6 protein-coding genes are annotated in these 14,084 nt (G+C 63.6%); 3 read left to right on the top strand and 3 right to left on the bottom strand.

Annotation, left to right across the window (positions count from 1 at the left end; translation table 11 throughout):
* Positions 1–72: 72 nt before the first annotated feature.
* Complete coding sequence (locus SINAC_RS34860; protein ID WP_015250239.1) at positions 73–1,353, top strand: glycosyltransferase family 39 protein; 1,281 nt, start codon at positions 73–75, stop codon at positions 1,351–1,353.
* A gap of 58 nt (positions 1,354–1,411) precedes the next feature.
* Here the strand turns inward: SINAC_RS34860 and SINAC_RS34855 are convergent, their stop codons facing one another.
* From SINAC_RS34855 to SINAC_RS34845, 3 genes are all read right to left on the bottom strand, one after another.
* A complete protein-coding gene (locus SINAC_RS34855; RefSeq protein WP_015250238.1) occupies positions 1,412–2,866 on the bottom strand; it encodes a DUF1501 domain-containing protein in 1,455 nt (484 codons plus the stop codon).
* Positions 2,867–2,951: 85 nt separating this feature from the next.
* The gene (locus SINAC_RS34850; protein ID WP_020466574.1) at positions 2,952–6,167 is read right to left on the bottom strand and encodes a DUF1553 domain-containing protein; all 3,216 of its coding nucleotides are present in this window, start codon (positions 6,165–6,167) and stop codon (positions 2,952–2,954) included.
* Between the two features lie 185 nt (positions 6,168–6,352).
* On the bottom strand, positions 6,353–7,315 hold the full coding sequence (locus SINAC_RS34845; RefSeq protein WP_015250236.1) for a hypothetical protein: 963 nt from the start codon (positions 7,313–7,315) through the stop codon (positions 6,353–6,355).
* Positions 7,316–8,830: 1,515 nt separating this feature from the next.
* Here SINAC_RS34845 and SINAC_RS34835 point away from each other — a divergent pair.
* Together SINAC_RS34835 and SINAC_RS34830 are read left to right on the top strand one after the other, a co-directional pair.
* Positions 8,831–10,381, top strand: coding sequence for an efflux RND transporter periplasmic adaptor subunit (locus SINAC_RS34835; RefSeq protein WP_237722714.1), 1,551 nt, complete (start codon positions 8,831–8,833; stop codon positions 10,379–10,381).
* A gap of 130 nt (positions 10,382–10,511) precedes the next feature.
* Positions 10,512–13,649: an efflux RND transporter permease subunit gene (locus SINAC_RS34830; protein ID WP_020466571.1), complete on the top strand. Its 3,138-nt coding sequence runs from the start codon at positions 10,512–10,514 to the stop codon at positions 13,647–13,649.
* The last annotated feature ends 435 nt before the right edge of the window (positions 13,650–14,084 follow it).

Raw genomic sequence — 14,084 nt, 5'->3', positions numbered from 1 at the left:
TACTGTCGAGGTGGGATCGCGGCAGGGAGATCGTCTCGCCTCCGAGAAGTCTTGTCGGGCGAGGAGCGCAATGTGACGGACGGCGATCGATCGCGAGCAGGTGCGTCCGCGTGGCTGATGCGGCGTGAGTTTCGCGTGGACGGGATCTCGGCTTGGGTGGGGCGACGGAGGATCGCACTCATTCTCGTTCTGGGGGTGTTCGCGCGCGTTGCGCAGTTCCTGGCCAATCGGCGGAATTGGCTGGACGAGGATTCGCTGGCCCAAAACATCGTCTCGAAGACTTACAAGGAGATGTTCGGTCCACTCTCCGGGGCACAACTCGCCCCCCCTGGCTTTCTCTTGGTGGAACGGTTTTGTTTTCAACTCCTGGGTGATCGCCCGTTCGTTCTCAAGATTTTCCCGCTGCTTTGCGGGATTGCCGCGCTCTTTCTCTTCGTCCGCGTGGCCGAGCGTTGCTTGCGGCCGAATGCCGTCTGGATTGCCTTGGCCCTCTTCGCGGTTTCCGACGACCTGATCTACTTCGCTTCCGAACTGAAGCAGTACTCGACCGACGTCGCGATGGGGTTGCTTTGCGACCTCCTCGCGCTGGACCTGCTGGTCTCGCGCCCTGCGCAGGGGCTTCGACTGGTTCGATTCACCGTGGTGGGAGCGGTCGTCGTCTGGTTCTCGCATCCCGTCGCGTTCGTTCTCGCGGGCCTGGGGATCGTCCTGATCGCCTCTGCGCTCGCGGAACGCGCGTGGAAGAAAGGTCTCTGCCTTGCATTGATGTGTATGGTTTGGGGGGGGAGCTTTGTCTTCGTCTACGTCGTATCGCAGGAGCAACTGGGGCATCGTGGGACGATGTGGGCTTTCTGGGCCTTCGCGTTTCCGCCGCGACCGTGGACCGTTTTCGGGGGTGCGGAGTGGTTGGTCCGGAGCGTTCTGTACCTCTTCGCCAATCCGATCGAGATCCAGACGCCGCTGGGGCCGACGCTTTCCGCCCTTCTCTCGTTCGGGTTCTTCCTGATCGGTTGCGCTTCGTTCGTGAGGCGCAAAGCGAATCAACCGCTCGGGATGCTTGTGGCCCCCGGCCTCATCACCTTGTTCGCATCATGCCTTCATCTCTACCCGTTCCATGGGCGGCTCCTGCTCTTTCTCGTCCCTGCGCTCCTGCTTTTGATCGCCGAGGGCGTAGCTTGGGTGATCGAGTGGGTGGGGTCGCGGGCCTTCCAAGGGGTGTTGCTCGGAGGTCTTTTTCTGCTTCCGACCCTTCAGGCGACCTATCACCTTTTCGAGCCGCGCCAGCGTACGAACTTCAACTCGCGAGGCGATCGACGTCCCGAGAATCTGGAGCCAACGCACTTCCCGTTTTGAAGGTCGGTTGCCGCAGCACCTTGATGTCTTGCCGATCGGATCCAAGGAGGGACGGACATCAAGCCAACATCGGCTTCATGACCTGCCCGTGGACGTCGGTCAGCCGGTAGTAGCGTCCCTGGAACTTATATGTCAGTTTTTCGTGGTCGATGCCCAGCAAGTGGAGGATCGTGGCTTGGAGGTCGTGGACGTGGACGGGGTCTTCGGCCACGTTGTAGCCGAAGTCGTCGGTAGCGCCGAGGGTGGTGCCGGGCTTGATGCCGCCGCCGGCGAGCCACATCGTGAAGCAGCGCGGGTGATGGTCGCGACCGTAGTCGGTGGCGGTGAGCTTGCCTTGCGAGTAATTGGTCCGCCCGAATTCGCCGCCCCAGACGACGAGCGTTTCGTCGAGCAAACCGCGCTGTTTGAGGTCGGTGATCAGGCCGTAGCAGGCCCGGTCGACGTCCTGGCACTGTCGGCGGATCCCGCCCGGGAGGCCGCCGTGGTGATCCCAGCCGGGGTGGTAGAGCTGGATGAACCGTACGTCGCGCTCGGCCATCCGACGTGCCAGCAGGCAGTTCGCCGCGAACGTGCCGGGCTGCTTGGCCTCGGGACCGTACAGGTCCAAGACCCGCTCGGGTTCGCTGGCGACGTTCATCACCTCGGGGACGCTCGTTTGCATCCGGTAGGCCATCTCATATTGAGCGACCCGTGCGTTGATCTCGGGGTCGCCCAGGTCTTCATATTGGATGGCGTGGAGCTCGGCCAGGCGGTCGAGCATCTTCCGCCGCCCCGCGCCGCTGATGCCGGCCGGGTTGTCGAGGTAGAGCACCGGGTCTTTGCCGCTCCGGAATTGCACCCCTTGGTGAATGCTCGCGAGAAACCCGTTCCCCCAGAGCCGCGCGTAGAGGGGCTGATCGATCCGGTCCTTGGAGATCAGGACGACGAACGCGGGAAGGTTCTCGTTGGCGGCGCCGAGCCCGTAGCTGAGCCATGACCCCATGCTGGGCCGGCCGGCGAGTTGCGAGCCGGTCTGGAAGAACGTGATTGCCGGGTCGTGGTTGATGGCCTCGGTGTGAAGCGACTTCACAAAGCAGAGCTCGTCGGCGATCTTCGCCGTCCAGGGGAGCAACTCGCTGACCGTCGAGCCGGCTTGGCCGTGCTGGGCGAACGAGAAGAGCGAGCCCGCCAGGGGCAGGCTCGCCTGGTTGCCCGACATTCCGGTCAGCCGCTGCCCTTTCCGGACGCTGTCCGGAAGGTCCTGGCCGTTCATCCGGTTGAGGAGCGGCTTGTGGTCGAACAGGTCGAGCTGCGACGGCCCGCCGCTCATGAACAGGAAGATGATCCGCTTCGCCCGAGGCGCATGGTGAGGGGCGGCCAGGATCCCTTGAAACGGACTCGGAACCGCGCTGGGCGAGGCGGCCGCCGCGTCCCGTTCCAGCAATGACCCGAGCGCGGCACCACCGAGGCCCAGGGCAAACCGGCCGAAGAAGTCGCGGCGGCTCATTCCGAAATCGATGTGGTGACAGTTCATGAGGCTTTCACTTTCCGCGATTCGGAGATCAAGAAGCCTGGGCTTTTGGATTTCTGAGGCTCGCCGCTCGCCTGATTTTGGGTGGTCAGCGGCGGAGCACGGCCTCGTCGTGGTTCAGGACCGCCTCAGCCAGCACGGTGGCCGCCGCGAGTTCCACCGGGTCGATCGCCGGGTCGCTTTTCGATTCACCCACGGCCAACAGCGCCTTCGCCGCCTGGGGATCCGAGCCGAACAGAGTGCGTTGTTCGACGAGAAGCTGTTCGAGCACGGCGACTTCCCGAGCAACCGGCCGGCGTCCGGTGATGAGCCGGAAGAGCCAGGCGACGCGCTCGCCGTCGCTCGTCCCCCCTTCCTTGAGCATCCGCTGTCCGAGGTGCCGTGCGGCCTCGACGATCTGCTCGTCGTTGAGCAGGGTCAGGGCCTGTAACGGGGTGCTCGTGCTCTGCCGGCGGACCACGCAGACGTTGCGCTCGGCCGCGTCGAAGGCGACCATCGCAGGGTGCGGGACGGTTCGCTTCCAGAATGTATAGAGACTGCGGCGATAGAGATCAGGCCCTTTCGACTGGTCGTAACGAGGGTTGCCCATGGCGACTTCCCAGAGCCCGTCGGGCTGATACGGCTTGACGCTTGGCCCCCCGCGCCACTCGGTCAGCAGGCCGCTCGAGGCCAAGGCCTGGTCGCGAAGCATCTCGGCGGTCAAGCGGCGGGCGGGGCCACGCGCCAGCAGTTGATTCTCAGGATCGCGGGCGAGCAGGTCGCGGCCTGTTTTCGACGACTGTCGATAGGTCGAGGAGGTGGCCATCAGCCGAAGCAGATGCTTCACGTCCCACCCCGAATCGAGGAACTCGAGTGCCAACCAGTCGAGCAACTCGGGGTGGGTGGGCTGGGCCCCCTGGCTGCCGAAATTATCACTCGTCTCCACGATCCCGATCCCGAACATCATCTGCCAGAGCCGATTGACCGTGACTCGGGCTGTGAGCGGGTGCTCGGGCCTCAGGAGCCAGCGGGCCAGGCCGAGTCGATTGCGCGTCTCGTCGCTCGGGAACGGGGGGAGGGCGGCCGGTGTGCCAGCCGAGACGGGATCGCCGGGGGCGTCGTACGCCCCGCGTTTGAGGACGAACGCGGGCTTTGGCCTGGGCAACTCGGTCATGACCATCGCTTCGGGAATCGGGTTGACGAGGCGGTTCTGTTCGACACGAAGCGCGTGCAGTTCGGCCGCCTGCTTCTGGGCCAACGGGTCAGCGCTGGCGAGGAAGAGGTCGAGCAAACCTTCGCGTTGGCTGGCCGTGAGCTGAGAGGTCGAGGTCGTCCAGGCCGCCGTCAGGTCGCCTCGCTCGGCCAGGTGGGCGACCTCGAGCGGAGCGAGTGCGCGGTGGTAGACCCGCAAGTTGTCGACGCGGCCCCCCTTGAACCCGTTGTCGCGGAACCGGAAGCCGAGCGCCAGGTCGGGTTCGCCCCCTTCATAGGTGATGTCCTTGACCAACCCGTCCCGGATGACCTCGAGCGGGGCGGCCACTCCATCGACGTAGACCCGGAGCCCGTCCGCCCGGCTCGAGCCGTCGTAGGTCACGGTAAGCTGGACCCATGGGCCGCTCTGGATCGGCTCCTTGGTCACGACTTTGAGTGAGTTGCCCGGCCACATGTGGTGCAAGCCGACGGCGACGCGCCCTTCTTCCAGCAAGATCTCATAGCCTCGGCTGCCCGCATCAATCGGCGCCTTGCTGTGGTGGAGGACGACGAACCGAGGGGCCCGGGTCGGTGCCTGGAGGTCCAGGCAAAGTGAAAAGGGGTCGGCACGTGAAAAATGTCCGACTCCTGGAAACGTAAATCCGTTTTCGCCGGTGAGCTTCACCGCACGCCCTGTTTTACCGGCGACCAGTTCCGGCCCCTCCAAAGCGTTCGCCGGCTTGCCTGGGTCGGCCGTGTTGGCCAGCTTGCCGCCTGCGATTTCGTCGAAGGAGAACGAGGCGGCCGGTTCTGGCAGGGGCGGTTCCTTCGGCTTGGCCGTCAACCAGGTCTGGAAATCGGCCCGCGCCTGGTCGCGGAGCCGGTGCAGGTCCGCTTCCTTAGCGGTGATCCGGCGCTCGACGTCGGCGATTTTTTGGTCGGTGGCGTCGTCCGACAGGAGCAGAGTGGGGACGGGCATCGCCGGAGTGAAGTAGGAGGTCTGCCCCGACTCGTCGATATTCTGGAAGAATGCGTAGAGCGAATAGAAGTCGCGCTGGGTGATCGGGTCGTACTTGTGGTCGTGACAGCGCGAGCACTCGAAGGTGAGCCCGAGGAACGCGGTCGCCATCGTGTTCACGCGGTCGACGACGTAGGCGACGCGGAACTCTTCCTCGACGACCCCCCCCTCCTCGTTCTGCATGTGGAGCCGGTTGAAGGCGGTGGCGAGCCGTTGCTCCTTGGTGGCGTGGGGCAAGAGGTCCCCCGCGAGCTGCCAGGTCAGGAACTCGTCGAACGGTTGGTTGCCATTGAAGGAGCGGACCACCCAGTCGCGCCAGGGCCACATCGCGCGGTAGCGGTCCGACTGGTAGCCGTGCGTGTCCGCATACCGGGCCAGGTCGAGCCAGTGGGTCGCCATTCGCTCGCCGTAGCGGGGCGAGGCGAGGAGCCGGTCGACGACTCGCTCGTAGGCGTCCGGCGCGGGGTCGGCCAGGAAGGCGTCGATCTCGGCGGGACTGGGGGGCAAGCCGGTAAGGTCGAGGGTGACCCGGCGGATCAGCGCTTCCTTAGTCGCTTCCGGGGCAGGGGGCAAATTCTCCCGTTCGAGCCGGGCGAGGACATGGAGGTCGATCCCGTTGCGCGCCTGTTCGTGCTGCTTGGTTTGGGGGATCGCCTGTCGCCGAGGGGCGACGAAGGCCCAGTGCTTGCCCCACTCGGCTCCCTGATCGACCCATCGCTCGAGAATGGCGACTTCGCGAGCGTTCAGCGTGAGGTTCGACTTGGGCGGCGGCATCGTCTCCTCGGCGTCCTGGCTCTTGATCCGGATGATCAACTCGCTCTCGTCGCTCTTGCCCGGGACGATCACCGGATCCTTCTTGCGGAGCGCCCCTTCGGCGAGGTCGAGTCGCAGGTCCGCCTTCCGGGTTCCAGCGTCGGGACCGTGGCAGCGGAAGCACTTGTCTGAGAGGATCGGCAAGACGTCGCGGCTGAAGTCGACCGCCGGGGGAGGCGCGGCCGTCCCGGTCTTGGTCAGGACGCTCAGGACGATCGATAGGGCGAGGGCCAAGGTGGAACCTCGCCGTCGAAACGAGGTGCCGAGCCAAGGACGGGCTGCCAGAGTCTGTTGAGCTCTCATGCGAGATCGGGGCTCGGTGAGGGCGGGAGGTTGGGTGGAAGGCACGATCCCCTCGGATTATCGGGTCCAAGGGGGACCTGGCACAAGGGGGTGAACCAGATCCATGTCCCTGCCCGGTCAAACCAGGTCGATGACGAGCCCACGGCCAGGTGGAGATCGAACAAGCGAACGGGCCGACGCCAGGTTCAGAGGCCGATCGGCTCGACAAGCGGCGAGAGCCTTCGGCAGGGCCCCGGCCTCGCTCCTCGGGGCAGGGGGCCGCACCTGGGGCGACGGCTGGTCCTCGTGAGAGCCGCGCCGAGCGAGACGGAGTGGGACTGAGATCGGCCCGCAAGCCGAACGACGCGAACTCGATCCACCGGCGTGGGGGGCGGCCGCCGGGCCAACCCGCCCACGACGAGGAGGGTCAGCGTAGCCAAGGCGTATCCGCAGACGGTCCCCCATCCCAGCCCGACCGCCGGACAGCCGAAGCGAAAAGCGCCGATGAATGCCACCATCCCGAGGTTGGCTGAGGGAAGCGACTTGGCCATTCGGCCCGCCTCGGCTGGACTCGACTCGAGATAGGTGACGACCAGGACCGCCAGAGTCATGCCGGGGAAGGTGCTGAAGATCCCCGCCCAGCGAACTCCGGTAACCTCACGGAGCCCCGTGATGGCCACCAGGCAGGCCGCCGGAACCGCCGTGCGAAGGAGCAGACAGCGGAGTCGCGACGGAGTGATCGACGTTGGCTGATTTCTATTGATCGCGATCCGGTCGGCGCAACGGCAAGCGGCCAGGACGGCGAAGGTGGCGATGGCAATCCGGCCGGCGGGGCCCGAGTCGGGGACGAGAATCGAGCCCCAGGCGACTGCGAGATAGACGAAGACGGCGGCCGCGACCGACCAGACGAGCTGACGACCCTGGGCTAACGACTGCGCAAATACCAGGGGGAGCGCCACGGCCGCGACCAGGCCGGACAAGCTCGCCTCGGCCATTTCAGACGCACCGCCGATCCCACTGGCCTGACCGCACGCGACGAGCGCAACGGCGGTCGTACTCGGTAGCCCGAGCAGAAGGCTTCCTCGTTGCGGGCCCGCGATCCGGCCCAGGGCACGAATGCCATGAGTCAGCGCAGCAAGCAGCGCGATCTTCCAGAGAAGCTCAGTCATCGTGGATCGATCCTGCCGGCGCCGCAGTCGGTCCAGGTGGGGCACTTCAGGCGGCGCGACGGCCAGCGAAATCAAAGGTGTCGTACGTTAGGCTGCAACGGCTGGCGAACATTTCGGCAGGCAACGCGGTGGGTTGGCTCCGCGTCGACGGTCCCCGGGCGGATTGGCCCCGGCAAGTGGAACCGCCGGGCATCGGGCGGTTCGGTAACAAGGCTCGTCGTTGGGTTTTATCGGCGAGGATGTTTGGTCGGCTTGAGAGCTTTTGGCGAATTGAATAGGAATTGCAAGATTGAAGTGATTGCTTGAATTGGGGTGATTGGGGTGAATTCTGGAAAAAGATTGGGATAAAGTCAGGACCTCTGAATTTGGGGATAATGAGCGGGTGAGTGGATGAGCAGGGTTGGGGCGGCTTGGCGCCTTGTTGACCCAACTCGTATCATTGAGAGTCTGAGTCTCCTCGTGTGTCTGAGCATCCAAGCCAAGAGTTTACGATGTCGGCTCTGATCTCCCGGCTCGTGCTTTGCCTCTTGATCGCCAGGGCGGTTGCTGCTCCCGTTGCGCTTCGGCCTTTGCGTTCTGACCATCCGTCTTGCCATGGCTGGATGTTTGGTGCTTTGCAGGGCCGGTCGATCGTCGCTCCCGTTTCGACTCGTCCTCAATGGGTGGAGCGCACATCGCCGGGTTCGCTGACCTTTCGTGTTTGCACCTGGCCGCACCGTAAGGGGCGGCTGCTTTCGACGGATCTCGTGAGGGGCCGGGGCAAGTCGCGGACGTTCGCGCGGCTTGCGCTTTCGATTTGTCCACTGTCCGGTTCGATCCCACATCCCTTCTACTCGGGCCTCGCCCCTACCGGCTCGATCGGCCGCTACTTCAATCAGTCCATTGGTCAACTCCGCTGTTGATCGCCTCTCCCTGCGCCCTCCTTTGCGCCTTGATCTCGGCTCTCACGTGCATCTTTCGGATGTGTGGGTGGGCTGATGGATCGATCTGCTGTCGCCTTCCCAGGCTTTCGTAGAGCGATCTTTTGGGATTCTCCCGAGATTTCAGCAACGTGGGGTAGGGTGCCCCTCCGCCCCTCTAGGGGACTACGAGGACGCGTCTCGTCGCGGCCTCACCACTGAATCCACGTGTTTCCAAAGGTCGATCAAGCGACGTTCGTCTGATCGATCGAACCGCGCGATGGTGCGATCGACTTCCGCCATAAGCGCGTTGTGGTGCCTCAATCATGATGTGGAAATGCCGGGCAACCGCCCTGGCAGGTCGCTTGGATCGGCATGGCATTCAGGCAATCGGAATGGATGGCATGACCTATGCCATCACTTCTTGGATTGATCGGTGTTTGGCCGAGATCCGACATCAGGACGCCGGTTCGATTTCCCAGATTCGAGTGAAATTCGCATGAAATCCTCCCCCCCTCAGTTCGTCCGTCGCCCAGCCGTCATCCTGATTCTGGGTTTACTTGTGCTTGGAATTGGAGCAGTCGTGCTTGTTTTTCGGCAGCCCGTGGGGGCACGAATGGCCGATCGCCCACCGTTGCAGCCCCAGGTCGATTCCAAGCCTGGGGAGCCCGTTGTCGATGGCGAGGTTGCACGGGCCTCGGGAATTTTGTTTAGCGAAGAGGAGCAGAAGATCGTCGGGCTTCGGACGGCGAAGGTGACGTTGGACACCGTTCCCCATGTCCTGTCCGCGCCCGGCCAGGTGGCTCCCAACGAGTCTCAGTACGCTTACATCACCCCCCGCGCGGCGGGGGTGGTTCGCACGGTCAACGCCCACGTCGGCCAACTCGTGCGTGCGGGTGACCTCCTTGCAACGATCGACAGCCCGGTCGTTGGCGAGGCCCGGCTCGAACTCTATACAAAATTGCAAGAGTTGGAAATCGCCAAGGCCCAGGCCGAGTGGGAAGAGATGGTTTACCACAACACTCATGAGCTGATCGGCCTGCTTCGCAAGGGCGAAAGCCCGGAAGAGATTCAGAGTCGGTTCGCGGATCGAGCCGTGGGGGACGACCGGGAGCGATTGATGACGGCGTATGCCCAGTATCGCCTGGCCATCGCCACCGTCGAGCGGAACCGCGAGTTGAACGCTCAGAAGCTGATCACCCCCAAGCAATTCCAGGAGGTGACCGCTGGCTATGAGGCGGCCCAGGCGACTTACCAGAGTCTCATGGATCAGACCGGATTTGAAGCGAAACTGGCGGATACCCGGGCGCGTCAGGCCAAGCGACAGGCCGAGACGGCAGTCCGCACGGCCGAGGAACGGCTGAGGATTCTCGGCGTCAAGCCCGACGGAACCGAGCCCGAGATGGCGGGGGGCAAAGTGGCTGGCGTCAAATCCGACGAGACCTTGGCCGCCCCGGAAACGTCCCGGGCTCGCGAAACCATCTTGGCTGACGCCACGGGTGAGAATTCGACCGCGGTCAAGCCGGTCGGCGTTCCGCCTGATTCCGCCATGAACATGCGGGAGGCTCCCGTCAGCACCTACTCCATCCGGGCCCCGTTCGATGGCACTATCCTCGATCGCGAGATGATCGTCCCGGGCGTGGCCGTCGACACGACGCACCGCCTTTTCACGATGGCCAACCTGTCCTCGGTCTGGATTGAGGCCAGTGTCCACGAAGGGGACTTCGACATGCTGGCCAGTAGCCAGGAGGGAAGCGAGGTTCGCTTCCGCTCGCCCGCCTATCTCGATCGTGAGTTCGAGGGGACGGTGATCTACTCGGGCGACCTGGTCGACGAGAAGAGCCGCTCGGTCAAGCTCCTGGCGAAGGCGGCGAACCCCGACCGTTTGCTCAAGCCGGGCATGTTCGTCGAGGTTGACATCTTGAGCCCGCGGAAGAAGGCCGCCGTCCAGATCCCCACCTCCGCGCTTTTGGATGAGGGGAACCGCACGTTCGTGTTCGTGAAGACGGCCCCCGACCGTTTCGTTCGCCGTGAGGTTGACGCCGAGGCCCCGCGTGGCGATCTGGTCACGATTCGCCGTGGACTGGAAACGGGGGATGAGGTCGTCATCGAGGGGGAATACAAGCTCAAAGCCCTCTCCGTCCAGTTGGCGAGCGCCGGGCACTAGAGCTTGTCAGAATTGTTGTGCATGTGAAATCATTGTTTCGTAATAGTTTGTTGCAGCCTATCTGAGGCTGTGGCCTGCGTGCATGACTTTTCTGGCCCTCACGAATCATCACGCACTCGGGAGAGTCTTTGTGTTCGACAAGTTGATTCAGTCGTCTCTGAAGAATCGGGGGTTTGTCCTCCTGATGCTCCTGGGCCTGGCCTGCTCGGGAGTGTACTCGTTGATGAGTCTCCCGATCGATGCCGTGCCCGATATCACCAACGTACAGGTCATTGCCCTGACGGACGCGCCGGCGCTGGGACCTGAGGAAGTTGAGCAGTTCATCACGGTTCCCGTTGAGAACGCGATGAACGGCATCCCTCGAATCAAGGAAGTCCGCTCGATCACTCAGTTCGGTTTTTCCTCGGTGACGATCGTTTTCGAGGAAGGGACCGACGTCTATTGGGCCCGCCAACTGGTCAACGAACGGCTGATGCAGGTCCGCGAAGAGATTCCCGAAGGGTTTGGCTCGCCCGGGATGGGGCCGATCGCCACGGGTTTGGGCGAGATCTACCTGTTCGAGGTCAAGAACGCGCCGGACGCGAAGAAACCACGATCGTTGATGGACTTGCGGACCATTCTCGACTGGGACGTGGCCCGGCCGCTCTTGAGCGTGCCGGGAGTGATCGAGGTCAACACGTTCGGTGGCGAGTTGAAGACGTACCAGGTCCAGCTCGACCCCAAGCGGCTGCTTGCTCGTGGGATCTCGGTCACTCAGGTTTTCGATGCCTTGCATCGAAACAACAGCAATTCCGGTGGCGGCTACATCGAGCGCAACGGGCAGGTCCGGGTCATCCGCGCCCAGGGCCTTGTCGGTTCGCTGAAGGATATTGAGGAGGTCGTGCTCCACACGACTGCGGATGGGACCCCGATCTATGTCAGGGACGTGGGTGAGGTCCGGTTCGCGCCGATGATCCGCCAGGGGGTCGTCACGCGCGACGGCCGAGGTGAGGTTGTCACGGCCACCGTGCTCTTGCTGGCCGGCGAGAACGGCCGGGTGGTCGTCGAGCGGGTGAAAGGCAAGCTGGACGAGATCCGCAAGAACCTGCCTGAAGGCGTTGTCATTGATTCCTACTATGACCGGGCCACGCTGATCAACAAGGCGATTGGGACGGTCGCCCGGAACCTGGCCGAGGGGGGGATCCTTGTCATCGTCGTGCTCCTGGTGCTGTTGGGCAACCTGAGGGCGGGCCTGATTGTGGCCCTGGCGATCCCGTTGTCGATGCTCTTCGCTGGCAACCTGATGCTTTATTTCGGCATCGCCGGCAGCCTGATGAGTCTGGGCGCGATCGACTTCGGGCTGATCGTCGATAGCGCGGTGATCGTGATCGAGAACTGCGTGAGCCACCTGGCCCATGCCCGGCCCGATCAGCGCGGCGTCGACGTGGTGCGCCGGGCGACCCTCGAAGTCCGCCGGCCGGTCGTCTATGGGGTCGGCATCATCACCCTGGTTCACCTGCCGCTCCTGGCGCTCGAGGGGGTCGAGGGGAAGATGTTCCGGCCGATGGCCGCGACCCTCATCTTTGCCTTGACCGGCTCGCTGCTCTTGTCGCTGACGGCGACCCCCGTCTTGGCCTCCTATTTCCTGAAACCGGGGTTATCGGAACGTGACACCTGGGTGGTTCGGATCGCCAAATGGATCTATCAGCCGATACTGGGCTGGGCCCAGACTCGCCCCTTGCTGGTGACTCTCATGGTTTTGTTGATGCTGGGCGCGACGGTCCCGGTGGCGATGAATTTGGGCGGTGAGTTCATTCCCAAGCTGGACGAAGGGGACCTGGTTCTTGACCTGACCCGTCCCCCCGACGCGTCGCTCAGTGAGGCGGCTGCTGATACGACTCGGCTCGAAAAGGCTCTGATAGCCGAATTCCCGAAAGAAATTCGCTCGGTGGTCAGCGCCTCGGGACGCCCTGAGATCGGCCTCGACCCCGCTGCGGTCAACACGACGGAGGCTTATGTCTACCTGACCGAACCGGAAGAGTGGACGAAGGCCGCGTCGAAGGAAGAGCTGATCGAGCAGATCGATCGCTTGACCCACAAGGTGATGCCGGGGACGACCGTGGTCTTCAGTCAGCCGATCGAGCTTCGGTTCAGCGACATGCTGGCCGGAGTGAAGGGGGATGTGGGCATCGGCCTCTACGGCGATGACCTGGCGGTCCTCCAGGAGAAGGCGGAAGAAATGGCCAGGGTTTTGAATCAGGTTCCTGGGGCTGCCGATGTGAAAGCCCTGGAAGTGCTCGGCCTGCCGGCGATGCAGATCGTGATCGACCGCAAGCGGATCGCCCGCTATGGGATCAACGCGGCCGACGTGCTCGACGTGATTCAGGCGGTCGGCGGCAAGAACGTCGGGCAGGTCGTCGAAGGCCAGCGCCGGTTCACGATGCAGGTCCGGTTCACTCCCCAATACCGCGATAACGTCGAGGCGATCCGCCGGCTGATGATCGCCGACCCGCAAGGGCGCATGATCCCGCTGGAAGACCTGGCCGACATCAAGCTGGAGGAGGGTGTTTATGAGATCTGGCGGAAGAACAGGCAGCGTCGGGTGATGATCACGGTCAACGTCCGGGGTCGCGACCTGGCCGGTTTCGTGGCCGAGGCCCAGCAGAAGGTCCGCGAGAAGGTCGCGCTCCCCTCGGGCTATGTCCTGGAGTGGGGAGGGACGTTCGAGAACCTTCAGTCGGCCACGCACCGGCTCATGATTGTCGTGCCGATCGCCCTGGCCTTGATCTTCCTGCTCCTGTTCGCCACCTTCGGCTCGATCAAGCTAGGCCTCTTGATCTTCATCTCGGTGCCGTTGGGGGCGATCGGCGGCGTGATGTCGCTCTGGCTCCGTGGGATGAACTTCAGCATTTCGGCGGGCGTCGGCTTCATCGCCCTTTCGGGGGTGGCGGTGCTCGACGGCCTGGTGCTGGTCGCGGCCATTCGCCAACTGATCGAAGGGGGCCGGCCGGTCGATGAGGCTGTCCGTGAGGCGTCGATGTCCCGGCTCCGACCGATCCTGATGACCGGCCTGGTCGCCAGCCTCGGCTTCGTGCCGATGGCGTTCTCCCACGGTGCGGGGGCCGAAGTTCAGCGCCCGCTGGCCACGGTCGTCATCGGCGGCCTGATCACCAGCATGTTCTTGAAGCTCATCGTTCTGCCAGTCATCTACCCCTGGTTCGATCCGGGCTTGTCCGCTCCGGACCCCGACCCCTTGGAGGAGGATGAAATGATTGGCGCGGAAGCGTAGTGGTCGTGGGCCATGCCGTGGCATGGCCCTAATCCTTTTGCGTGCGCCCGTGGCAACGGTTCGGTGCACGGCCCACCATCCCTTGGGATAGGCTTGTCCTTGGGAAACATGGGGGCCGTGCCTACCCGAGCGAAGAACCTGGCTTATTGGCTAAACCTTTGCAACCTCTTAAAAACCTCAGCTAAACGACAACAACTGACTGATGCCGTGTTGTTCGCGAGGCGTTATCTATGCGGTTGTCGCCGCACAGTTTCCGGGTAGCGGCGATAAGCAATCACTTGCCGCAAGGGAAGGGGTATTACTGTGAGGATGTCCAATATCTGAACGAGCACGCGGGGCTGTGAACGATCGTGCCTGAAAGGCTCTGAGAAACTCGTCGAGCATTGGGGCCGTCCCGACTCGCCGGACCGGCTTCGCCACCGAGCGCATCCCTCA

The organism is Singulisphaera acidiphila DSM 18658 (genome assembly GCF_000242455.2).
Lineage (GTDB): Bacteria > Planctomycetota > Planctomycetia > Isosphaerales > Isosphaeraceae > Singulisphaera > Singulisphaera acidiphila.
The sequence above is the reverse complement of the archived record's forward strand: the minus strand, read 5'-3'. Positions and strand labels throughout refer to the sequence as shown.

Bases quoted from the DNA above. Each gene is read 5' to 3' on its own strand.
- SINAC_RS34855 (WP_015250238.1), bottom strand. From the start codon at position 2,866: ATGAACTGTCACCACATCGATTTCGGAATGAGCCGCCGCGACTTCTTC.
- SINAC_RS34850 (WP_020466574.1), bottom strand. From the start codon at position 6,167: ATGAGAGCTCAACAGACTCTGGCAGCCCGTCCTTGGCTCGGCACCTCG.
- SINAC_RS34845 (WP_015250236.1), bottom strand. From the start codon at position 7,315: ATGACTGAGCTTCTCTGGAAGATCGCGCTGCTTGCTGCGCTGACTCAT.
- SINAC_RS34835 (WP_237722714.1), top strand. From the start codon at position 8,831: ATGGCCGATCGCCCACCGTTGCAGCCCCAGGTCGATTCCAAGCCTGGG.